The sequence below is a fragment of the Chryseobacterium aurantiacum genome, assembly GCF_003020585.1.
In the GTDB taxonomy this organism is placed as follows: domain Bacteria; phylum Bacteroidota; class Bacteroidia; order Flavobacteriales; family Weeksellaceae; genus Chryseobacterium; species Chryseobacterium aurantiacum.
The window spans coordinates 367023-390394 of the sequence record NZ_PXUE01000001.1 but is presented as its reverse complement, the minus strand read 5'-3'; the positions used below and the strand labels follow the sequence as shown (position 1 = coordinate 390394).

General features: G+C 34.6%; 20 protein-coding genes. 8 read left to right on the top strand and 12 right to left on the bottom strand.

What is annotated here, in order from left to right:
* Nucleotides 1-101 precede the first annotated feature (101 nt).
* Nucleotides 102-1757 carry an alpha/beta fold hydrolase gene (locus tag C7D53_RS01740; protein WP_106914681.1) on the bottom strand — a complete coding sequence of 552 codons (1656 nt, stop codon included), beginning with the start codon at nucleotides 1755-1757 and terminating at the stop codon, nucleotides 102-104.
* 146 nt (nucleotides 1758-1903) lie between these two features.
* Nucleotides 1904-2416 (bottom strand): 5' nucleotidase, NT5C type, encoded by a 513-nt coding sequence (locus tag C7D53_RS01735; protein WP_106914680.1) that lies wholly within the window; start codon nucleotides 2414-2416, stop codon nucleotides 1904-1906.
* Between the two features lie 202 nt (nucleotides 2417-2618).
* Between C7D53_RS01735 and C7D53_RS01730 the strand changes: the two genes are divergently transcribed.
* Entirely contained in the window at nucleotides 2619-4514 is a 1896-nt protein-coding gene (locus C7D53_RS01730; protein ID WP_106914679.1) for an ABC-F family ATP-binding cassette domain-containing protein, read from the top strand.
* 66 nt (nucleotides 4515-4580) lie between these two features.
* Here C7D53_RS01730 and C7D53_RS01725 read toward each other — a convergent pair whose 3' ends face one another.
* Entirely contained in the window at nucleotides 4581-5636 is a 1056-nt protein-coding gene (locus C7D53_RS01725) for a Gfo/Idh/MocA family oxidoreductase (RefSeq protein WP_106914678.1), read from the bottom strand.
* Nucleotides 5637-5820: 184 nt separating this feature from the next.
* Between C7D53_RS01725 and C7D53_RS01720 the strand changes: the two genes are divergently transcribed.
* The 3 genes from C7D53_RS01720 to C7D53_RS01710 all read left to right on the top strand — a co-directional run bounded on the left by C7D53_RS01720 (nucleotide 5821) and on the right by C7D53_RS01710 (nucleotide 9564).
* Complete coding sequence (locus tag C7D53_RS01720; RefSeq protein ID WP_106914677.1) at nucleotides 5821-8058, top strand: TonB-dependent siderophore receptor; 2238 nt, start codon at nucleotides 5821-5823, stop codon at nucleotides 8056-8058.
* A gap of 87 nt (nucleotides 8059-8145) precedes the next feature.
* Nucleotides 8146-8661, top strand: a complete 516-nt coding sequence (locus C7D53_RS01715) for a hypothetical protein (protein ID WP_106914676.1) — start codon at nucleotides 8146-8148, stop codon at nucleotides 8659-8661.
* A 393-nt stretch (nucleotides 8662-9054) separates the two neighbouring features.
* Nucleotides 9055-9564 (top strand): hypothetical protein, encoded by a 510-nt coding sequence (locus C7D53_RS01710; protein ID WP_228422143.1) that lies wholly within the window; start codon nucleotides 9055-9057, stop codon nucleotides 9562-9564.
* A gap of 99 nt (nucleotides 9565-9663) precedes the next feature.
* Here C7D53_RS01710 and C7D53_RS01705 read toward each other — a convergent pair whose 3' ends face one another.
* Nucleotides 9664-10299, bottom strand: coding sequence for a peroxiredoxin (locus tag C7D53_RS01705; protein WP_106914674.1), 636 nt, complete (start codon nucleotides 10297-10299; stop codon nucleotides 9664-9666).
* A gap of 96 nt (nucleotides 10300-10395) precedes the next feature.
* Here C7D53_RS01705 and C7D53_RS01700 point away from each other — a divergent pair, with 96 nt between their 5' ends.
* Nucleotides 10396-11283 carry a mechanosensitive ion channel family protein gene (locus C7D53_RS01700; RefSeq protein ID WP_106914673.1) on the top strand — a complete coding sequence of 296 codons (888 nt, stop codon included), beginning with the start codon at nucleotides 10396-10398 and terminating at the stop codon, nucleotides 11281-11283.
* A 429-nt stretch (nucleotides 11284-11712) separates the two neighbouring features.
* Here C7D53_RS01700 and sucC read toward each other — a convergent pair whose 3' ends face one another.
* The 6 genes from sucC to C7D53_RS01670 form a co-directional block, all read right to left on the bottom strand.
* Complete coding sequence (sucC, locus tag C7D53_RS01695) at nucleotides 11713-12903, bottom strand: ADP-forming succinate--CoA ligase subunit beta (protein WP_076354598.1); 1191 nt, start codon at nucleotides 12901-12903, stop codon at nucleotides 11713-11715.
* Nucleotides 12904-13228: 325 nt separating this feature from the next.
* Nucleotides 13229-14506, bottom strand: a complete 1278-nt coding sequence (locus tag C7D53_RS01690) for a chloride channel protein (RefSeq protein ID WP_106914672.1) — start codon at nucleotides 14504-14506, stop codon at nucleotides 13229-13231.
* 80 nt (nucleotides 14507-14586) lie between these two features.
* A complete protein-coding gene (locus tag C7D53_RS01685; RefSeq protein WP_106914671.1) occupies nucleotides 14587-15357 on the bottom strand; it encodes a hypothetical protein in 771 nt (256 codons plus the stop codon).
* Nucleotides 15338-15724 (bottom strand): DUF423 domain-containing protein, encoded by a 387-nt coding sequence (locus C7D53_RS01680; RefSeq protein WP_106914670.1) that lies wholly within the window; start codon nucleotides 15722-15724, stop codon nucleotides 15338-15340. Before C7D53_RS01680 ends, C7D53_RS01685 begins: the two co-directional genes overlap by 20 nt.
* 1 nt (nucleotide 15725) lies before the next feature.
* Nucleotides 15726-16814 carry a hypothetical protein gene (locus tag C7D53_RS01675; RefSeq protein ID WP_106914669.1) on the bottom strand — a complete coding sequence of 363 codons (1089 nt, stop codon included), beginning with the start codon at nucleotides 16812-16814 and terminating at the stop codon, nucleotides 15726-15728.
* A gap of 166 nt (nucleotides 16815-16980) precedes the next feature.
* On the bottom strand, nucleotides 16981-18309 hold the full coding sequence (locus C7D53_RS01670) for a hydroxymethylglutaryl-CoA reductase, degradative (protein WP_106914668.1): 1329 nt from the start codon (nucleotides 18307-18309) through the stop codon (nucleotides 16981-16983).
* A gap of 145 nt (nucleotides 18310-18454) precedes the next feature.
* Between C7D53_RS01670 and C7D53_RS01665 the strand changes: the two genes are divergently transcribed.
* Genes C7D53_RS01665 through C7D53_RS01655 form a run of 3 tightly spaced genes read left to right on the top strand, consistent with a single transcriptional unit; the run spans nucleotide 18455 to nucleotide 20940 of the window.
* Entirely contained in the window at nucleotides 18455-19714 is a 1260-nt protein-coding gene (locus tag C7D53_RS01665) for a putative DNA modification/repair radical SAM protein (RefSeq protein WP_106914667.1), read from the top strand.
* A gap of 2 nt (nucleotides 19715-19716) precedes the next feature.
* On the top strand, nucleotides 19717-20145 hold the full coding sequence (locus C7D53_RS01660) for a hypothetical protein (protein ID WP_106914666.1): 429 nt from the start codon (nucleotides 19717-19719) through the stop codon (nucleotides 20143-20145).
* Nucleotides 20146-20181: 36 nt separating this feature from the next.
* A complete protein-coding gene (locus tag C7D53_RS01655) occupies nucleotides 20182-20940 on the top strand; it encodes a TIGR03915 family putative DNA repair protein (protein WP_106914665.1) in 759 nt (252 codons plus the stop codon).
* Nucleotides 20941-21861: 921 nt separating this feature from the next.
* Here C7D53_RS01655 and C7D53_RS01650 read toward each other — a convergent pair.
* A complete protein-coding gene (locus C7D53_RS01650) occupies nucleotides 21862-22662 on the bottom strand; it encodes a DNA alkylation repair protein (protein WP_106914664.1) in 801 nt (266 codons plus the stop codon).
* A complete protein-coding gene (locus C7D53_RS01645) occupies nucleotides 22659-23300 on the bottom strand; it encodes a peroxiredoxin-like family protein (protein WP_106914663.1) in 642 nt (213 codons plus the stop codon). The genes C7D53_RS01650 and C7D53_RS01645 overlap by 4 nt, the downstream gene beginning before the upstream one ends.
* Between the last annotated feature and the right edge of the window lie 72 nt (nucleotides 23301-23372).

The window sequence follows — 23372 nt, the reverse complement described above, 5'->3', positions numbered from 1 at the left end:
AAATAATGACAGTTTAAGCAGGAATTTAATTTGCATTTTTTTTCTCCGGATTATAAATCCTTAAAAATCATATCCAATCCCCGTCTTCTTGTCTTGAATTTTTAATTATTTTTTTTCAAAAAATTCAGAATATCAGCATTCAGTTCATCTGCTTTTTCAAAAGGAACCATGTGTGTAGTATCTTTATAAATCTTCAACTCTGTAGTAGGAATTTGTTTTGCGATAAACTCTGTATGCTCTGGCTTAATGACATCTTTATCTCCAACAATAACCAATACCGGACTTTTTATTTTATTTAAATCATTTTTGCTGATATTGGGCTCTGTAAGCATGATTTTTAAAAGCCTGCGTTCATTGAATGTTTCGGGAACGCCTAATTGATTTAGTTGTGTCATTTGACTTGTAAATCGGTTAAACAATTTTTCTTCAATCCCTTCTGGAAAAGCATTGGCACCCATTATTATTAACTTATTAAGATGATCCGGATATTTCAAAGCGAATTCTAATCCTGTACATCCTCCATCACTCCATCCTGCAATATTCACTTTATCAAGCTTCAGATGGTCTGCCAATGCCTTTACGTCATCTGCAAACAATTTATAAGTAAAATCTTTTTTTGAGATATCCTTACTTTTTCCCTGGCCTCTTGTATCTATTGCAATTACCTTATACTGTTTGGATAAAACCGGAATTTGTTGATAATAATCTTTTATACTTCCTGAATTACCATGAAGCAAAATCAAGGGATCTCCTTCTCCATAAACCTCATAATAAAGATCCAGATCCTTCAATTTCAGATACTTTCCTGCAGATTCATTTTTCCCGTATATGGATTGATCTGCTTCCTGTATATATTTTGAGTTGTCCGAAATCCAATCCTGAAGATCATCATCCGAATATCCGCCCTCATCCTCTTTTGTATTTTTTCCGTTTTTATCCATTTTCACATCGATATTAATAGCCGGTGCAGCAATTGACATCTTCATCCAATCTCCATAAAATTCTCTTATAAAACCAGTTCTGAATAAGGCAGCACTAATTTTAATGCTCCCATTAAACTCTTTTAAAAACTGAATTCCAACAAAAAATTTCCCTTGCACCCAGATATTATGGTCATTAACATCCAGCGTATAGGTACCGTCTTTTATCATATCTTCGGTAAGTTCAACTGTAATTTCCTCATCCAGAATATTTTTATCCGGAAAACCATTTTTCTCACTGTAAATGCTGTATCGCATCAGAACCGGTTCAGTAGAGGTGTAGCGCGCAATATTCAGATTAATATTCTTGATTTTAGATCTTTTCTTTGCATTAAATTCAAGGGCTGTTTCTCCTAAAAAATCCTGTTTACCCATTGCCGGATTTACGGAATATAAGACACTTTTGGTCTTTGTATTGACTCCCCAGTTTTTATCTACCAGCTTTTTGGGCTTAATGGCAATTTCCTTAATGCTTTTAATTTTTTCTTTTAAAAATATTTTCTGCTGGTCATGCTTCTTAAAGTCCTGTACTGTTTCTTTATACAGATCATATCCAGGCACTTCAATCTTTACAATTTGCTGTGGATCTAGCTTTGAAAGATCTATTGAAAAATTTCCTTTTTCATCAGAAATGGTTCCGTTGGTCTTTTTTTCAATCCCTACTTTTACATAAGGAATAGGTTGGTTTTCATTTTTAGAAATAATTGTTCCGGAAATGACTTGTGCATTCAGGGAAGAAACAGCCAAAATAAAGAATAAGGCATTAAGTTTTTTCATGTTAAAAGTTTGATGCAAACTTATTTATTTTGAATGACCAATCTTCATAAGACCTTATTAAATTTGAAGTTATTTTAGTTAAAGTTATTTTAAATGTTCGCCATTAAGGGAAATTTCTTTTCAAAGATTTAAATTTTAACTTATTCCTACAAAATATTCATGATCTCTTCCCATGAGTTTACCCTCTTATATGTTTCATTTTCTATCAGTTCATTATGAGGCTGGGTAAAAATCAGTCTATCACCTGAAAAATGATCTAAATTTTTTGGATAATCATCAATCATTACATCTCCCGACACTACCCTTTTGCTTCCGCAAAGAACAATCTGCTCCCATGTGATGAATGGAAAATGCTCTGCCAGCCAATCATACTTTTCTCTTAGGCTGTTGGGAAACTCCATTCCTGCAGAGACAATGTAGAGTTCATATTTATTGTTTAAATATTCCATCGCTTCACGGCTCCCTTCCATTACAGGCAATGTGCGGAAAAATCCCTCCTCATTCACATGCTTTTTCCCGTTAGGAAAGACCTCTAATTCCGGTTTTCCAATCATGGTACCTACTTCAAGATCTTTTCCGGTATCTCTTTTTTCAAATTGTGCCAACTGATGATACACATCCGCCATTACTCCATCCATATCAACAATTACTTTCTTCATACTTCATTATATTATTTGTTATTAACGATTATTTTTTTCAACTGCTATCAAATTTACTGAATAGTTTTTTCTGAGAGTGGACACAGTTTATTAAAAAATCGTAAATAATCATTTTTATAAAAGAAGTTCCGGAAAGTTTTATGGTTACATTTTCGTATTTTTGCCGTTCTATTCAAAATTAAAATCAAACCATTAATTTCCAATGAATTACGTTTCTGCAGAAAATCTTACCAAATCCTACGGCATCAAAGTTTTGTTTGAAAACATTTCTTTTCACATCAATGAGGGAGACAAAATTGCCATTGTTGCCAAAAACGGAAGTGGAAAATCTACCCTTCTGAAAATTTTAATGGGTAAAGAAATTGCAGACAGTGGTACTGCGATCATCAACAAAGATATCCAGGTTGTTTTATTTGACCAGGAAATTGATTATGATCCTAACCTCAACATTGAGGAATTTATGATGACGCTGGATTCTAAACCCATTCTTGCCCTGAAGAACTACCACAAATCTCTTCATTCCACGGACAATGACTTTATTGAAAAAGCATTATCTGACATGGAAGCTCACAAAGCCTGGGACCTTGAAAATGAAATGAAACAAATCCTTTCTCAGCTTAAGATTACTGATCTTGAAGCAAAAATGGGAACTCTTTCAGGAGGTCAGATCAAGCGTGTGGCACTGGCAAAATTATTAACAGAAACAAGAGCCGAGCACAGACATACTCTACTGATTATGGATGAACCTACCAACCACCTTGATGTGGACATGGTAGAATGGCTTGAAAATTATTTGACCAAAGCAAAAATCACTCTATTACTGGTGACCCACGACAGATATTTCCTAGACAGTGTCTGCGATATTATCTGGGAAATGGAAGACGGAAATCTTTATGTTCATAATGGTTCATATGCCACTTATCTTGAAAATAAAATGATTCGTGAAGACAACCTTAATGCTACCATTGATAAAGCAAATAACCTTTACCGAAAGGAATTGGAATGGATGCGAAGACAGCCTAAAGCAAGAACCACAAAGTCCAAAAGCAGAATTGACTCTTTCTACGAAACAGAAAAAGTGGCTAAAACAGATACCAGAAAACAGGGTCTGGAACTTGACTTTGAGATGAAGCGTCTGGGTAACAAGATTCTTGAACTGAAAAACATTGATAAAAGTTTTGGCAGCAAATTATTATTAAAGGATTTCAGCTATCAATTTCAACGTGGTGAGAAAGTTGGAATTATTGGAAAAAACGGAGCCGGAAAATCCACTCTTCTTAATATCATCCAAGGTTTTGAAAAATATGATAAAGGTGAGATTGAAACCGGAGAAACTATCTCCTTTGGATATTTTGCACAAAAAGGACTTACCTACAAGGAAGATGAACGTGTAATTGATTTTATTAAAGAAATTGCAGAATTCTATCCTTTAGCTAATGGTAGAAGTCTTTCTGCATCTCAGTTTTTGAGATTATTTTTATTTGATGATCAGACGCAATACTCGCCTATCTCAAAATTATCGGGAGGAGAAAAAAGAAGACTGCATTTAATGTATATTCTTTATCAGAATCCTAACTTTTTGATCTTTGATGAACCTACGAATGATCTCGATCTTCCGACATTAACGGTTCTTGAAAATTTTCTTCAACAATTTCAGGGATCTTTGATTATTGTTTCTCACGACAGGTATTTTATGGACAGAATTGTAGATCACGTCCTAGCTTTTGAGGGAGATGGAAAAATAAGAGACTTTGTTGGAAACTTCTCAGAATATCGGGAGGCGAAAAGCCGTGAAGAAGCTCTGGAAAAAAATACAGCTGCAAGACCTGAGCCTGTTAAAGAAACAGTTCCTGTTGTGGAAGCTCCTCAATCTTCGAATGCCCCAAAAAGGAAACTAACCTTTAAGGAACAAAGAGAATTGGAAACCATTGAAAAGGAAATGCCTGAACTGGAAGAACAGCGTGCCAAAATTTTGGACCAACTGAATAATGAAAGCGATTACGAAAAAATAGCCAGTCTTTCCTCTGAACTGGAAATGATTTCCGAAAAACTGGAAAATCATGAGATGAGATGGCTGGAATTACAGGAAGCACTATAAAATTTTGAGCTAAGAATTATGAATTGGTCAGAAACATTTGAACCGATTCATAATTCTTAGTTTATATTAAAGCTTAACCACTTTTTGCTCTTGTGTACTTTTTAGGGAAGCGTCTATAATCTTCATATTCTGAATCACTTCTTTCCCCGGAGAAGGCAATGGATACCCAAAAACAATATGCTCATAGATTTGCTGGTAATAATTCATATAATTTCCGGCCTCACTAGATGTTAGGGTTCTTATCGTTTCAGAATTTTCATTTAGATAATTTAAAATTCCATCCGCCTCTTTCAAAGGCTGCATCCAATCTTCACCATAGACAGGAATTGATCCTGCCACCAGTTCATTCTCCTGATGATCTGTTCTTTCCTGTAAAAAACTACCTTTATCCCCGTGAATGGTATAGGCATAGTGAGCTTCTTTACTAAATACGGATGATTTCAGTCTTACTCTCAAATCATTTGGATAGAATAGCAGAATTTCAAAATAATCATTTGCAAACTCTGCTCCTTTCATGGAAAATACATCCGCAAAAAGCTTTTCCGGATATCCGAAATACTGTACAGCCTGATCCACAAGGTGAGCTCCAAGATCATGGAGAGATCCTGAACCTATCTGATCCGGATTTTCCTTATGCTGCTTCCCACTTGGTGTGGTACGAAAACGATCAAAACGGATTTCAGCTTCTTTAATATTCCCTAGCTTTCCGTCTGCCAAAACCTTTTGTACCTGTAGAAAATCACGATCAAATCTTCTATTCTGATACACACTTAGAAACAGTCCTTTTTCTTCAGCAAGTTTTACCAGTTCTTCAGCTTCGGCAACATTTACTGTAAATGGTTTTTCGACAATAATATTTTTTCCGGCTTCAAGTGCTTTTTTTGCATATTCATAATGTGTTTGCACAGGAGTATTCACAATAACTAGTTCTATATCTGCACTTTGAAGCATTTCTTCTATTGAACGATAGATTGTTGCCTCAGGATATTTTTCTTTGGATTCTTCTTTACTTCTTTCTACCACAGCAGAAATAAAAAACCCAGGATGTTCTTTCAAAAAAGGGGCATGAAAAACTTTGCCACTCATCCCAAAAGCGCAAAGTCCTGCTTTTACCAATTGCATAAATTTATTTTTAAAACAAATATATTCATAAAAAACTCCAGATTCCCCTATTCACAATAACGATAGAAACAATCCATTTATATATCCTTAAAAAGCATGATAAAAGTCATAAATTAATTTTTATTCATTCTAAACAAATACTTACATTTGCGCCTTATTTAAAACTGTTCTACATAAAAATAAAATGAAAAGACAACTACTTTCTTTAGGTCTTCTATTTATCGCTGTTTCAGCAAGTTCTCAGATGAAAAATGCGGAAGCAGATACTATCAGAACCCAAACGATTGAAGACATCAATCTTCATAAAACAGGAAATCCAAACCAGGCGAGGCCATTATCTACAAAGTCAAATCTTACGGTAATGGAAAACCCTCAGCCCATTGCTATTGTTACTCATGAAATCATTGAGCAGCAACAGGCAAAACAACTGAGTGATGTTCTTCAAAATGTGAACGGAATGTACGTTACTTCATCCAGAGGTAATTCTCAGGATAGTTTTGGAGGGCGTGGTTTTATCTTAGGAAATGACAATATTTTCAAGAATGGAGCAAGGATAAACAGTGGAGTTTTCCCTGAAGTAAGTGGTCTTGAAAGAGTGGAAGTATTAAAAGGAGCTAATGCAATGCTTTTTGGTAATGCTGCTGCCGGAGGTATTATTAATATGATTACTAAGAAACCAAAATTCAATTTTGGAGGAAGTATAGGATTAAATGGCGGAAGCTGGAATTCTTACAAACCAACTGTAGATTTTTATGGTCCTTTATCTAAAAATATTGCGTTTAGAATAAATGGAGCGTATGAGTATGCTGAAAGCTTCAGAGATGTTGTTGAATCTGAAAAATACTATTTTAATCCGTCATTCTTATTTAATTTAAGTCCGAAATCCCAATTAATTGTTGAGGCAGATTACCTTAAAAATAATTTCACTCCGGATTTTGGTCTTGGATCTATTATCAATCCTGATGGAAGTTTCAAAATAAACGATTTATTACCTAAAAACGCATTCTTAGGAGCAGACTGGCAATATCAGAACGTAGAACAAGTATCTACCAACGTAACTTTCAACCACCAGTTTAGCGACAGATGGACTTTGAATACCGTTGCTTCATTTCAAAGTTATACTAAAGACTACTACTCTACAGAAAGAGTACAATGGTCATATGACAAGCCGAACAACAGATATTACTGGGTAAGACCTTTAAATAAAACATTTAACGAACAAAATTATACTTCATTACAAGTTAATATTAATGGAGAGTTCAATACAGGAAAAATTAATCACAAGGTTTTAATTGGTACCGATGGGGATTATGGAGTTCAAAATAACTACACTTATACCAACCCAACCGTTTATGGAACTAATGGCAATACCTCAGCTATTAACAATAATCTTTATCTAGATGATCCATCAAGTTGGGCTAGTGGAAAAATGCCTGATGCATCTCTAAAAGACAGAACTAGAATTCCTACTCAGAGATTCGGTATTTACATTCAGGACTTCATCAGCCTTACGAAGCAATTTAAAGTAATTGCAGGTTTAAGATGGTCTTACCTGGAAACAATGACTAACACCAAGAATACCTTTGCAAATAATCTTGGGGATGTTGATCAAAAAAATACAGCTATATCAGACAGAGCGTTTTCTCCTAAAGCAGGTTTAGTCTACATGCCAAATGAAAACCTTTCGGTATTTGCAACGTATACAAACTCTTTTGCTCAAAATACAGGAAAAGATATTTTTGAACAAGCATTAAAACCTACAACAATTGATCAGTATGAAGTAGGGGTAAAGAAAAACCTTTGGAATAATGCATTAGCTGTAAACCTAACAGCCTATCAGATTGTTTATAATAATTATTACCAAACAGCTCCTCAACTAGCAAACGGACAGGCAAATTCAGATTCTTTCTATAAAGAATTTGCAGGAAAAATGAGAAGCCGAGGAGTAGAGCTGGATATTACAGGAAATCCAACAGAGAACTTATCCATCATCGGAGGTTTCTCTTACAATAATTCGGTATATATAGATACACCGGAAGGATTCGGATATGTTGAAAAACAGAGATTGGTAAGAACACCTGCTACAACAGCAAATGCTTCCGTATTCTATAAATTCACTCGTTATGCAAAAGGCTTAAAAGTAGGTGCAGGAGCCTACTTTATCGGAGATAGATTAGCAGGATGGAATGATACAAAAAATGGTTCAACCGGACTGGGTGCAAGAAACGGAATCAGTAGATCATTTGCATTAAAAGATTATACTACTGTAATGGTATCTGTTGGCTACGAATGGAAGAAATTCTCAATTCAAGGGAAAGTGGGTAACCTGTTTAACGTTGAAAACTATAACGTTCACGAGAATTATTCAGTAAACCCGATTATGCCAAGAAATTATTATTTCACATTGACGTACAAACTTTAGAATTAATTACATAATTACTTCTTCATTAAAAGTGGAAATTGCATTTTTGCAGTTTCCACTTTTGAAATTTAAAACAAACAATTAGATATGGATAAGATTAAAGACACGAGAAGTTTCATGAGAATTACACACCGTTATCTGGGGTATTTCCTTGCAGGTATTATGGCGGTGTATGCAGTAAGTGGAATTATTTTGGTCTACAGAGACACCGATTTTCTAAAGAGCGAAAAAAAGTATGAAAAGACTTTATCTGCCAACCTTACTGAAAAAGAACTGAAAAAAGAACTAAAGATGAAAGGCCTTGAAGTGGAAAAGACTGAAGGCAGTGTTCTTCATTTTAAAAAGGGAACTTATGATTCAGCAACTGGGGTAGCAAAGTATTCAAAAATGGAACTTCCTTTTGCACTGGACAAAATGGTTTCTCTTCACAAATCACAATCTAAAGATACCATAGCCCCTCTAAGTGTATTCTTCGGAGTTGCGCTTTTCTTCTTTGTTATTTCGAGTTTCTGGATGTTTAATCCTAAAACAAAAGCATTCAAACGTGGAATTAAGTTTACCATTGCCGGTCTGATCATCTCTGTGATTCTTCTATTTATTTAAATTAAACAAGTAGAAAAAGAGGCAAAAAGTAGTTTTATATACCATATATCTGTTTTTATTTAATATCATTTAATAATAAAAATGGAAATAATTATTTTTTAAACATCATCAAATTCTCTCTTTCGACCATCAACCTCAATTATTTATCATTGCAGAATCGTCAGTTATATTGTTAAAAAATTAAATTGTATATGGCTCATAATGTTAACATTAATTTGGAAAAATTGTCTAAAATTAAGAGTCTGGCATATTTATTGTTTTTTCTATAATTCGTGAATAATAAACATTTAATTATTAAAATAATAAATTATGAAAAAACTTATTTTAACAGGAGTATTAGCTATAGCAGGTTTAACAGCAACTGCAAACGCTCAGATTCAGAAAGGTAATTGGATGGTAGGAAGTAGTTTAGCAACAAGTAATTTTGGATTAAATACAGGTGGTGGATACCAAATTAACCTACAACCAAAAGGAGCTTATTTCATCGAAGATAATCTTGCTATTGGGGGATATGTAAATTTAGGTATTGGCAAATCTTCTAAAGAGTCAAGTACAAGATTTGATTATGGTGTAGGAGCTTTAGGCCGTTATTATCTTTCTCCAGGAGAACAAGGTGTTAACAACTTGTTACATCACGGAAGATGGTTCTTCGAGGGTAACGTAGGTGTTGGTGGATATTCTATCAGCAAAGGAGGTAACTCTACAACAGGTCTTGACTTTGGTGTAGGACCAGGTTACTCTTACTTTATCACTCCAAATATTGGACTAGAAGGGTTAGTAAAATATGCAGGTGTTACAGGTTTCGGAAATACTGGTTTAACTTCTAACATTACTTTTAACCTAGGATTTAGTATTTATTTACCTACTTCAAAAGGTAAGCAAATCATCAACGACGTTAAGTAATCACTGAAATACTTATAAAAAATTGAAAGCGCCCCGGAAATTTTATTTCTGGGGCGCTTTTCGTACAAATTAAAACTAAACTATAAAAAATCAAATAAATCATATATTGGGCTGAGGAGTATATCGTAAATACGGCTTTATCTCAGTAACACCCTTGGGAAATTTTTTTCTGGCATCCTCTGTAGAAATCGCAGGAGGAATAATTACATCATCACCATTTTTCCAGTTCACAGGAGTGGCGACCTGATGAGCATCCACCAATTGCAGAGAATCCAGAACTCTCAAAATTTCATTAAAATTTCTTCCGGTAGAAGCAGGATAAGTAATAATCAACCTTACTTTTTTTGCAGGATCAATAATCAACAAAGACCGAACAGTAGCTGTAGCTGAAGCATTGGGATGAATGAAGTCATACAATTCGGAGATCCTTTTGTCTTTATCAGCAATAATAGGAAACTGTACATCCGTATTTTGGGTTTCATTAATATCTTTCACCCAATTTTGATGATCCTCTACTCCATCTACACTAAGAGCAATAACCTTAGTTCCTCTCTGAGCAAATTCTGATTGCAATTTTGAGGTATAACCAAGCTCTGTAGTGCAAACCGGAGTATAATCTGCCGGGTGTGAAAATAAAATTCCCCAGGAATCTCCCAGATAATCATAAAAATGAATATCACCTAAAGATGATTCTGCCTTAAAGTTGGGTGCTGTATCTCCTAGTTTGATTGACATAATATTTCGTGTTTTTTAGTCTACAAATTTAGTAGACTTTTTGGAACTAGCAAAATTTTTACAGAAAATTTATATCTTTAATGTAAAATTTTATTCATGGAGAAAACCGGACTCAGCTACATTGACGTTGTTTATAAGGTATTGGAAAGCTGGTATGTGACTTTAGCAGAGCTCACCCCTAAATTGATTGTAGGAATTTTGGTATTTACTTTTTTTCTCATTACCAGTAAATACTTAAGCCAAATCTCAGTAAAGTTATTCCATCGATTCTTTCCTAAAAGCCAAAAGGAAAGCTCTTTAGTAACTTTAATCAGTATATTCAGGTTCCTGATTATGCTGTTTGGGACCTTTATTTCTCTTGAGATTATGGGATTCAGTGGTTTTCTCTGGAAGTTTATCGGAAGCTTGGGAGTGGCCGGGGTTATAGCCGGGGTCGCATTAAAAGATCTTGTATCCAGCATCTTTTCAGGAATGCTGATTGGAATTGATAAAGCCTTTAAGGTTGGAGATTACATTACTATTGGTGCTCACTCTGGAACCGTGCAGGAAATTGGTTTTCTGACTACAAAAATATTGACGGATGATGGTAAGAAGGCTTACATTCCTAATCAGGTAGTCTTCAATGCCCCATTTTATAATATTACGGCATCACCACAACGCAGAATTATCTTAAATTTTGAAATACCTGCAGATGAAGACATCAGTAAGGCACAAAAGAGCATTATGGAGGTGGTTCAAAATCTGGACAATGTGGATAAGTTGGATACTGCAGAAGTAATTTTTACGGATCTGAAGCAAGGATCATTTAATCTTCAGGTAAAGTTCTGGATAAAAGTAGGGGCTAACCTGGCACAGATAAAAAGTAAGGCTTATTTGGGCATTAAAGAACGTTTTGATACCGATCATATTCAGTTGGTAACGCCAACGAGTATTAGTATTACTAGCAGTGAGGCTAATCTACCGGAAAATAGCCAAGATAAGTAAGGTATATTTATTTTTATCTCACGCTGATTTTGCTGATGAAGTAAATATGAATAAAAATCTGCGTGATCTGTAGGATCTGCGTGAGAATTTAATCTAAGATATATTTTCTTTATTCTCCCGCTGATTTTGCTGATAAAGCAGATAGAAATAAAAATTTGCGTAATCTGTAGGATCTGCGTGAGAATTTAATCTAAGATATATTTTCTTTATCCTCACGCTGATTTTGCTGATGAAGCAGATAGAAATAAAAATCTGCGTGATCTGTAGGATCTGCGTGAGAATTTAATCTAAGATATATGGCTTTGTTGCCGAAAACGCACAATTTACAAACAAAAAATTGGCATGAAAAACTTTATACCTTTAGCTTTAGAATTAAAAAAACCGTTCCAAAAAATGAAACGGTTTTTTATTTTATTTAAAAATTTTAGATTACGCTAAAACTTCTTTTACTTTGTTTGCAGCTTCTTCTAAAGTAATTGCAGAGTGAACTGGAAGACCAGACTCGTCAATTAATTTTTTAGCTTCTACAGCGTTAGTTCCTTGTAATCTTACGATCAATGGAACTGGAAGGCTCCCCATAGCTTTGTAAGCATCTACAACTCCTTGAGCAACTCTGTCACATCTTACGATACCACCGAAGATGTTAATCAAAATAGCTTTTACGTTTGGATCTCTTAAGATGATTCCGAAAGCAGTTTGTACTCTCTGAGCATCAGCAGTACCACCTACGTCAAGGAAGTTAGCAGGGTTACCACCTGATAATTTGATGATATCCATAGTTGCCATTGCAAGACCAGCACCGTTTACCATACAAGCAACGTTACCATCTAGTTTTACGAAGTTAAGACCAGCTTCACCAGCTTCAACATCGATAGGATCTTCTTCTCTTGTATCTCTTAATTCTGCAAGATCTTTGTGACGGAATAATGAGTTACCATCTAAAGTTACTTTAGCATCAACAGCGATAATTTTGTTATCAGAAGTTTTTAATACAGGGTTGATCTCGAAAAGAGATGCATCAATTCCTGTGTAAGCATTGTAAAGAGATGAAATAAATTTCACAAATTCTTTGAATGCATTTCCTTCAAGACCTAGGTTGAAAGCAATTTTTCTAGCCTGGAAACCTTGAAGACCTAAAGCAGGATCAATAAGTTCATTGTGGATCAAATGAGGAGTTACTTCAGCAACGTGCTCAATATCCATTCCTCCTTCAGTAGAATATACGATTGTATTTTTCCCTTCAGCTCTATCTAAAAGAATAGAAACATAAAATTCTTTAGTTTCTGATTCTCCAGGATAATAAACATCTTCTGCAACCAAAACAGAGTGTACTTTTTTACCTTCAGCAGAAGTTTGTGGAGTTACCAACTGCATTCCGATGATATTCTGAGCGTTTTCTTTAAGTTTATCCATGTTTGGAGAAAACTTAACACCCCCACCTTTACCACGACCACCTGCGTGAATCTGTGCTTTTACAACCCAAGCCTGAGCTCCAGTTTCAGCAGTCAATTTTTCAGCAGCTGCTACAGCTTCTTCTACGTTGTTTGCTACGAAACCACGTTGGATAGCTACTCCATACTTTGATAAAATCTCTTTTGATTGATACTCGTGAAGATTCATATTATTTTTATTATTTTATTTTAATATTTAAAGGTTGACAAATTTACTAAAAACAGATGAAATATCAATTTTTATTTTAAAGAAAGCATTGCATTAGTGGGAGATAAAAATCATATTTCTTCCATAAAAAGCAAGAAAAGACCAGATGCAATTACTCAATAAATTTTTAGCTGACCATTCTCGATTTCTTATTAGATAAATCAATGATCATTATGACATTTATGAAAAAAAAGTTTCCCATAAATCTGTAAATGTATTCTCCTTCTTTAATGAAAAAAGCTCTTCAATTAAGAAAAGCTTTATCGTTATTGTAAAGGAAATTATATTATTCTTCCGATAGTTTTTCCGACTGCGATCCAATGAAAGGAATCTTCGGAGCAAGGAAATATCCAGTAAGGCTGGCAAACAATATCGGTACAAAATAAGTAAATCCAGTAAGTGTTCCCAAAATAATTGTTGTACTCATGGGTGTTCTTGTTACACATGCATTAATCGCCGCCATACAACTAACAATAGCCAAGGTTGTATCTACACTTGGGAATAAATTATGGATAATTAACCCCAATGTTGTCCCTACAAAGAACAGAGGAATAATAAATCCTCCTCTCCAGCCAGAAGTTACTGTAACAGCAATCGCAATTATTTTAAAGATAAGAACAAGGATTAAAAAGTTCAAACCAAAATTCCCGCCTATCAGCTGATTGATTTCGTTATGTCCAAAGTATCTTGTAATCGGGAAATTATAAGCAATAACTCCTAAAATGATTCCGCCTGCTAATGTTTTAATATAAATAGGAAAATTTTTGTATTCAAAAACTTTCTTGAAAAATTTTACAACAAAGATGAAGATCCATCCAAAGATAGTTCCTACTATTCCAAAGGCTGTAGCATAAGCAAAATCATAGACTCCTGTATAGTGGTAAGCTTTCAGATCCCATGTTGCACCAATTCCCAAATGGATAATCAGGGCAAACATTAAGTAGCTAAAACAACTGGCTACCAACGCAGGAATAATTGCTTTATAATATTCAACAGCGTGTTTATGATGCAAAATTTCCAGAGAAAAAAGACTTCCTCCCAGGGGTGCACCAAATAACGCGGTAAAACCTGAAGCCATCCCGGCGATACTTAAAGAACGTAATTCTTCGCCTTTTAATCTGAAAATTTTCCCAAGCCAGGTTCCTGTAGAACCGGTAACCTGTACCAAAGGGGCTTCGGGACCTAAACTTCCCCCAGATGCTACGCAAAAAAGGGAGGAAAGAATCATGGACGGGTTATTTTTCGGTTCCAGCTTTCCTTTATTGAATCTGATGTTATTCACAATCAGATGGATTTCTCCCGGATCACCAATAAAATGGATAACCAGGCCAGCCAGTAAACCACAAATTGCCATGGTAGGAATCACCTGCCATCCTTGAAAATGTCCTAAAAATTCAGTAAAATGTTCAAGTACGATCCAATATCCTCCGGCAATAATACCGCCCACCAGACCTGTAACAGCCCACATGAAAAAAGTACGGCTGAATACAAAAGGATTAAACCTCATCGGTTGATCTAAGAGATTAAATGTTCTGATTAAGCGTCTCCTTCTATTGATTTTCATTTTAATTTATTTTAAAATAGTAAAAGTACCTCATCATTTGTCTTTACTGATAATAAGAGCTTTTACAGTATACTCTTTATTTATTCGAATGTTAATACAATAGGTTGTGCAAAGGTTTGTATAATTGGTTTGCCTTTATAAATCAAAGGTTTTTCCAAACCGCCAATGGCATATAGGAACAATCCGCTGATGATACTAAATTCTGTATCAGATGACTCACTATACTTTACTTTTTTGAACTTCCCATCAACATCAATTGTAAAATTCAACTTACAACGATAGATTCCGCCGGGAAAATCTTCCATTAAATAAACAGGAAAATTCACTGTCAGCTGTTTTTTCAACTCGGCAAGTTGTTGATAATTTTCAACCTCAGCAATATCAACAGATTTCTTTTTCTCTGATTCCAGAGGGATACCCTTTGCTTGGGGTACGTTGCTTTCGATCTGTAATCCGTTGGTTGCTTTAAATGATAGGTTGGGATCTATTTTTCCAATTATTGCCTCTTTGTCATAGATGCTTTGATATAAATCTTTCAGATTTTTTAATTTTTCACCATAAAAAAGTTTATACTTTTGAGCATATAAAGCCTCATCTTTTTTGTAATCATACCGTTTAATGCTATCCGAAAAACACTTTTGTATATCTTTTATTTCTACTAAAATATTTCTGTTTAGCAATTTATTGCCTTGTGCATTTATTTTTTGAACACTTATACAAGAAATCGTGAGAGCAATAACAAGTAATAAAAAACAATGATTCATGGTTTTATTTTTCTGTAAGCAATCTACATAATATATTGTAAATCCTTTTTTTGCCTGAATTGCGCTATTAAATTCTATTTTTAGCAAAATAAAGAATCAACATTCCCCAGCTCAGGATCATCAATAATCCTCCAAGTGGAGTAATAGGGCCGAAAAATTTAAGATTTGCTCCCAAATAATCCTGTAAACTAAGAAAATAGATGCTTACTGAGAATAATAATGTTCCTGCAATCATTAAAATTGAAGTCCATTTTTCTGTGGATGTTTCAAATTTTAAAATATATCCAATGATGAGCAGAAAGAATGCTGCGTACATCTGGTATCTTACTCCGGTTTCAAAACTTTCCAGTCTTTCTACGGATAATATTTTCTTTAATGCATGCGCTCCGAATGCGCCAAGGATTACAGAAAGCATTCCGTAAACAGCTCCAAAAATAAGGGTAATTGTTTTCATTTTATAACTCTTCTAATTCTAGGGTTAAATATTTTTTTGTTTTATAATCCTGCCAGGTTCCGATAATTTTGTTTCCATTCATTTCAGCTTCAACGAATGCTCTTGGAATCCACTGGCTTGAGGCATCATCATAACGGTCGTTTTCAGTGATAGAAATATGATTTCCTTTCAATTGTCCGTCCCACTTAATCAGCTTTTTATTTTTATCATACCAATATTCAGCATTAAAGGAACTCATTCCGGAATTATCACTGTCAGGATAAAAACGCTTGATGAGAACGGTAACGGGATACTTCCCATCAATTTTTCCTTTGTACAGCTTATTTCGGAAACTTGTTTTATCTGTTTTGTCAGAACCTGAAATTAAATTTTGAGCATAGGAACTCCAATATTTATTCAGGTCCTTATAGGGTATTTCAATCTCATGGCTATCCAGATCATCCAAGGCTCTCATTGCGTGGTTGGAACATCTTCCTGCCACAAATGTTATTTTATCTTTTCCAAAATAGTATCTGATATCGTCCAGAGATTGCTCTGTGAAACATCCTTCATACATCCCGATCTGCTCTTCTGTTTCCTCTGTCCTGTTTTTCTGAGATTTTAATTCTTTAAGATAGTCATCTACCCTTTTTTTTACTTTTTGCTGAAGGATCTTTTCAACAATTTTCACTGAACTAGGCTGAAACAAATCCTGAGCATTGATAAAATTCCCTGTTCTCAGATCAAAATTTTTCCAGTCTGAAAAACCTTCAGGATACGCTCCGGAAGCTTCTCCATCCAAACCAATACTTAGAATATTTTTGGGTGTTTCCAGTTTTTTCCAGCTATAGAAATAAACGTAGTTGGAGTAAGAAGTTGTTCCTGTAGAAACCAACTTAAAAGGGTTGCCTCCTGAATTCGGAATATATTCCAGTTCATCGACCTGCAAAAAAGTATTAATTTTATGTTCCACTACCGGATTCTCAGCATAAGAGATTACCGGGAAAGTAGAATCCTCTGTTTTGGGCGGCAAGTTGCTAATCTTTACATTCTTCTGCTGTGAAAAACTTAAGCCGGAAATCAACAGAAAAAATAAAATACTATTTTTCACTATTTTGATTTTAAGTATATTAAAATAAACTTGGCAACCAATGTAGAAATCCCCAGTATGATAAACATATTGGCAAATCTCTTGGAACTTTTAAATCCCTCTAGTGTCGTCTTTTTTAAAAAGAATCCAAAAGCAAGAAATATAAGAGGTAGGATAATCTGTAGCATTAGTTTCCTCTCACTCTGTTAAACTCATTGATCACCTCGTGGTGGCTCACTGTTTTATCTTTAAAGTAGGTCACAAAATGTTGCTTTTCCTCTTCTGTAGCACCCAATTGGTTTAAGATATTCAATAAGTGCATCTTCATGTGCCCCTTCTGAATACCAGTTGTTACCAATGAACGCAATGCTCCGAAGTTTTGGGCTAATCCAGAAACAGCCAGAATACTCATTAATTCCTGAGCAGATGGTTTTCCAAGTAAAGCCAAAGAGAATTTTACCAATGGGTGAAGATTGGTTAACCCGCCTACTACTCCTACAGAAATGGGAAGATCAATCCAGAATCTGAAAACTCCGTTATCTGTTGTACAATGAGTTAACGATCTGTATTGTCCGTCTCTTGCAGCATAAGCATGGGCACACGCTTCTGTTGCTCTAAAGTCATTTCCGGTTGCAATGACTACAGCATCTACCCCATTCATCACCCCTTTATTGTGTGTGGTTGCACGGTAAGGTTCAATTTCTGCTATGGTAACGGCTTGCTTAAATTTAGAAGCAAATTCTTCAGGGGAAATTCCGCTGTCATCCTTTAAATCCTCCATTTTACAAGATACCTCAGCTCTTACAATACAATCAGGGGTAAAGTTGGAAAGAATGTTCATTACAATCTGCAATGAATTTTTCTCCTCCTGAGTAAAGTCTTCGCTGGTAGCCACTTCCTGTCTTAGCGTTTTTCCAAACTGTTCAAGACAAGAATTGATAAAGTTGGCTCCCATTGAGTCTACCGTATCAAAGCTGGCTTTCAACTGGTAGTAATTGGCCATTTCCGCCGTTTTATCAACCAGGCTTATATTCAGGATTCCGCCGCCACGTTTTCTCATATTGGCAGTGATATCGTCTGTTGTCTCCAAAAGCTTTTTCTTTAAACTGAAATTAAAGAAATGTAGCAGCTTGTGAGATTCTACATTGAAAATAAAATGGGTATGTCCTAATTTTTCAGTATTGATAATAGTTGTTTTAAAACCTCCCTTATCAATCCAGAATTTTGCGGCCTTAGAGGCTGCAGCCACTACAGAACTTTCTTCAACAGCCATTGGAAGTGCTACCAGCTTTCCGTCAATTAAAAAGTTCGGAGCAATACCATAAGGCATATAAAAATTGGAAATCGTATTTTCAGAAAACTCATCGTGAAGTTTCTGAAGGTCTGCATCTTCATTCCAATATTGCTTTAATATATTTTGATATTCCTGATTTCCTTCAAGGTATTCGTTTACGAGCCAGTCGATTTTCCCTTGCTTTGGAAGCTTGGAAAAACCTTCGATTGGTTTATGATTCATAATATAAACTTTAATGAGCCGTAAATATAATGATTTTGAGGTTTTATTTTGTTGATAACTTCTATGAAAAAATATTGATATTTATCAATTTTGGAACTAATTTTGAGCCATATTTAGATACAAAATATAACACACCTTTAAAAGCATGAACTTTGACCGCCTTAAAGAAAAGCTTGAAATCCTTGCTGATGCTGCAAAATATGATGTTTCCTGTTCTTCCAGCGGAGGAACAAGAAAAAATAAAAAAGGGGCTTTAGGAGACAGTTCCGTAAGCGGGATTTGTCATACTTATACGGAAGACGGAAGATGTGTGTCTCTTCTGAAGATTTTATTGACCAACCACTGCATCTATGATTGTGCTTACTGTGTATCCCGAAGTTCAAATGATATTAAAAGGGCAGCATTTACAGTAGAGGAAGTTGTAGATTTAACAATTAATTTTTACCGTAGAAATTATATTGAGGGCCTCTTTCTGAGTTCCGGAATCTTCAAGAATGCTGATACTACAATGGAACGCCTAGTAAGGGTTGCTAAAAAACTTCGTCTTGAAGAAAACTTCAATGGGTATATTCACTTAAAATCTATTCCGGGGGCGAGTGATGAACTTATGCAGGAAGCAGCGTTATATGCAGACAGACTATCTGTTAATCTTGAAATTCCTACAGAAAGTGGATTAAAACTTTTGGCTCCGGAAAAAAACAGGCAGGACATGATTAGCCCGATGCGATATATTCAAAAAGGAATTGATCAGTATAAGGATGAAAAAAAACTTTTCAGAACAGTTCCGAAGTTTGCTCCGGCAGGACAATCTACTCAGATGATTGTGGGTGCTACTCAGGAAAATGACCTGCAAATCATTAAGGTTGCTGATCATTTTTACAAGAATTTTAATCTTAAAAGAGTTTATTATTCAGGATATGTTCCCGTTTTAGAGGATAAAAGACTTCCATCTTTAACTACAGAGGTACCAATGTTACGCGAAAACCGTTTGTACCAGTCGGATTGGCTGATGAGATTTTACGGATTTAAGGCCGAAGAGATTCTGGATCCGAGTGTTCCATTTCTTGATCTGGAAATGGATCCCAAGTTGAGCTGGGCACTTAGACACCTGGATCAGTTTCCTGTGAATATTCAGACGGCGGATTACCAGATGATTTTAAGAATCCCGGGGATCGGGGTAAAATCAGCACAAAAAATAGTAAGTGCAAGGCGTTTTCAGATTTTAAATATGGACCACCTGAAAAAACTAGGAACTGCTGTAAACCGGGCAAAGTATTTTATTGACTTTAATACAGGGAACGCCTATTTGAAATATTTAACGGATAAAAACTTCAGAAAATTATTAGTAGGTGGAAGCTCTTCTAAATTTCACAATCAGTTTTCACAGCAATTAAGTTTATTTTAAAGATGAGCACAAAAAAAACTATACATTCCGGTGAGCAATGGAAGAGAGAAATTGAAAAAGAAGTTATCAAGTTTTCTCAACCTCTAATGTCTAATTCAAAATGGGTAAGACTAATTGATACATTAGTTGATAACAATGAAACTGTTCAAAAAATTTTCTTTAAAAAGATTCAGCATGAGAATATGGGAGAATTATACATAGCAGACAACCCTTCTTATGGATTTGAATACTGGCATGCAGGATTCGAGCTCAATAATTCTTTTGGAGAACCTCTACAATTCAATGAAATAGAATTTCTTTCTTTCCCTAGAGTTATTGATTCAAGTTCCTATCAGGATCTAGAAAAGATTTCCATAATTATACAAAACATTGGTGAGTTTTGTTTGGAGTCAGACGAAAATGAATTGAAATTAATCTGCTATAAAAAATAGCAAAGCAACAAAATTGTTACTCTTTCAAATCAAACTATGACAACCCTACTCTACGACGGAAGTTTTGATGGCCTTTTCACAGCGATATTTGAAGTTTTTGAATACCGTTATCAGGATGTGGAAATGGTAAGCAGGGAAAGATTTCATCAGGAAAATATTTTTGCTGAGATCCATGAAGTAATTACCCAAAACAATAAATCTGAAAGGGTTTTAAATAAACTAGAACAAAATCTTGGAAAACAAGGCATTTATAATCTTTTAAAAGTTTTTTTATCGGAGGATTCTGAACTCGAAAAGATAATTCTATCTGTTGTAAGACAGTCTATAAAACAGCCCACAGAAAACATTCTGGAAAACTTTGCTGATGAAGATATTCTGAAAGTCTCAAAGATTTGCAAATCCGTGGGTAGGGAAAGCCACCGAATGACAGCGTTTGTTCGTTTTGAAAAAATGCAGGATAATTTTTTTTTCTCAAAAATTGATCCTGACTTCAATGTTCTTCCTTTAATCAGAAAGCATTTTAAGGATCGATATCAGGATCAGAAATGGATGATCTACGATCTGCGTAGAAACTATGGAATTCTGTATGATCTTGAAAACTGTGATTTCTTTTATCCAGAGGAAAAATTAGACTTAAATAGATATCAGGATAAATTCCATGATGATGAGAAAAACTATCAAACGCTTTGGAAGAGGTATTTTACAAAGACCAATATTGTGGAACGAAAGAATTTGAAACTACATATTCAGCATGTTCCCAAGAGATATTGGAAATATTTGACTGAAAAATGGTAAAGGTCAATTATACTAAAATCCTTTCTCCAATTACTCTGTAATATTTGTAAACCGATCTGAGAGTTTTAATCCATATTCTCATATTGTGGATAACTTTTTTCGATCAAAAATCAGGCTAATTCTCAGAAACACCTTTTACAAAGACATTCCGTAACTCACTCAATAGATGAAAGATATAAGAGTTATTAATCTACAATCCCATATTGTGGATAACTTTTTCGTAGGATAATTGAGCTCGTTTTACGCTTTTTTCTTTTTAAAATTTTGAAAAATATTACCGCAGAAGAAAAAATAAAATTATCTCAATTAAATTTTTAAACCGATGGAAGAACCTTAATCCATATTTCCATATTGTGGATAACTTTTTCAGACCAAAAATTAGACTAATACTCAGAAACACCTTTTACAAAGACATTCCGTAACTCACTCAATGGATGAAAGATATAAGAGTTATTAATCTACAATCCCATATTGTGGATAACTTTTTCGTAGGATAATTGAGCTCGTTTTACGCTTTTTTTCTTTTTAAAATTTTGAAAAATACTGCCTACAGAAGAAAAAATAAAAATCATATTTATTACAATGAAATTTTGAATCGATGGAAAAAAAAATTAATCCATATTTCCATATTGTGGATAACTTTTTTCGATCAAAAAATTAGACTAATTCTCAGAAACACCTTTTACAAAGATATTCCGTAACTTATTCAATTAATGAAAGATATAAGAGTTATTAATCTACAATTTCATATTGTGGATAACTTTTTAGGAGAATAATTCATCAGATTTCAGGCTTATTTTCTTTTTTAAAACTTTGATAAATCCTGTCCGCTGAGGAAAAATCGAGATCATATTTATCCAGTGAAATGGCAGCAACCAAAGAGAAAATTTCAATTGCTTTTTTTGAGTTTGTGGATAACTTTTATTTACGAATGGTACGAAGTGCTTTTTTGACAATATAATTGGTTTCTTTTGTATTACTTTCTCTAAGCCAATCATCACAGGTTTCTATGACAAATTCAGGCTGTGATTTACTTGCATCATTTAGCCAGTTCCCCACGCTGTCCTGTACATATCTCGAGGAATCAGATTTCAAGGGTTCTAAAATTTCCAATGCTAATCCTGGATTTTGTTTTAATTCCAGGATATGTTCACACCACACTCCTCTTGGCCTGGTGGATTCACTTGCAAAACGTCTTACATTTTCATCTTTGTGCAGCGTCCATTCTGACAAGATTGAAAGGCTTTCTGTAAGGTTTTTTGAAATATCCGGCCTTAGCGTCATCCAACAAATTTCCCGTACTCCAAAATGATGATCCGAAGCAAACATCTGGATTCGTTCGAGCTTATCTTTCATGTTAAAAGCAGGGTTTCTTCCCACCGTGTAAGCAGCCCAGCAACGTACCAAATCAGCAGGATGTGTTGATAGGTTGAGCAGAAAATCTTCATCCGTATTTTTGAGTGCAAATTCCAGAATTCCAGTTCCAATGGTTTCATTAACTGTATTGACTGTCTGCTTTTTCAGTTCCTCAACTTTTTTCAGAATAGGTTTTAAATATTCTGTCCGGTTATTCTGGTACAATAAATTTTCCAGCAAGAGCTTTTGATCTACGGCCAGCCATTCTGTAAGATTGGCGGTTTCTATTTCACCTCTATTTAATTGTATCAAAATATCAGCGGGAATATCTTTGATGGAGCGTGCTCCTTTTCGTTTTTCTGTCATAGCGCACTTATTAATTCTTCTACATCTACTCTGTTCATGTAATTTACATCTAAAAATTTATAGGTAACCACTTTATTTTCATCAACTACAAAAACAGCAGGAACCGGTAATTTGTGGTTGGTGTTTTTATTGTAATCTGAAAGATCAATGCCCAGACTTTGATAATAGGGAAGTACAAAATCCTGTAATTGAAAAACAATCCCCAATTTTTCAGCAAAATGATTATCAGTATCCGTCAAAACTTCAAACTCCAGGCTATTTTTTTCAGTCATATTAAATGAATGATCAATATTTTGGGGAGAAATGGCTATCAGTACAGTATTTTTATCTTTTATTCTTGAAAGATTATCCTGCAAAAATTTTAATTCCAAATTGCAGTAAGGACACCAGCTTCCTCTGTAAAAGGCCAAAATCATTTTTCTATTCTTAGAAATTTCCATAGAATTTATTATTTCTCCTCGTGGGTTTAGCAGGGAAAACTCCGGTATTTCCTCACCAATCTGAATGCTATGTTCCTCGATCTTCTTGTTTTTTAAATCCTCAATAGATTGTCCAAATGTTTCTACTATTTCATTTGGAAGTTGTGATGAAAATTCTCTATTCAATTGCTCTATCTGCATGGCCAAAGTAGTATTCATTGTTTTTAATTTATTATTTTTACAAAGGTCTAAAAGCCTTTAGAAATAGGCAATACCGCATATTTTTAACCC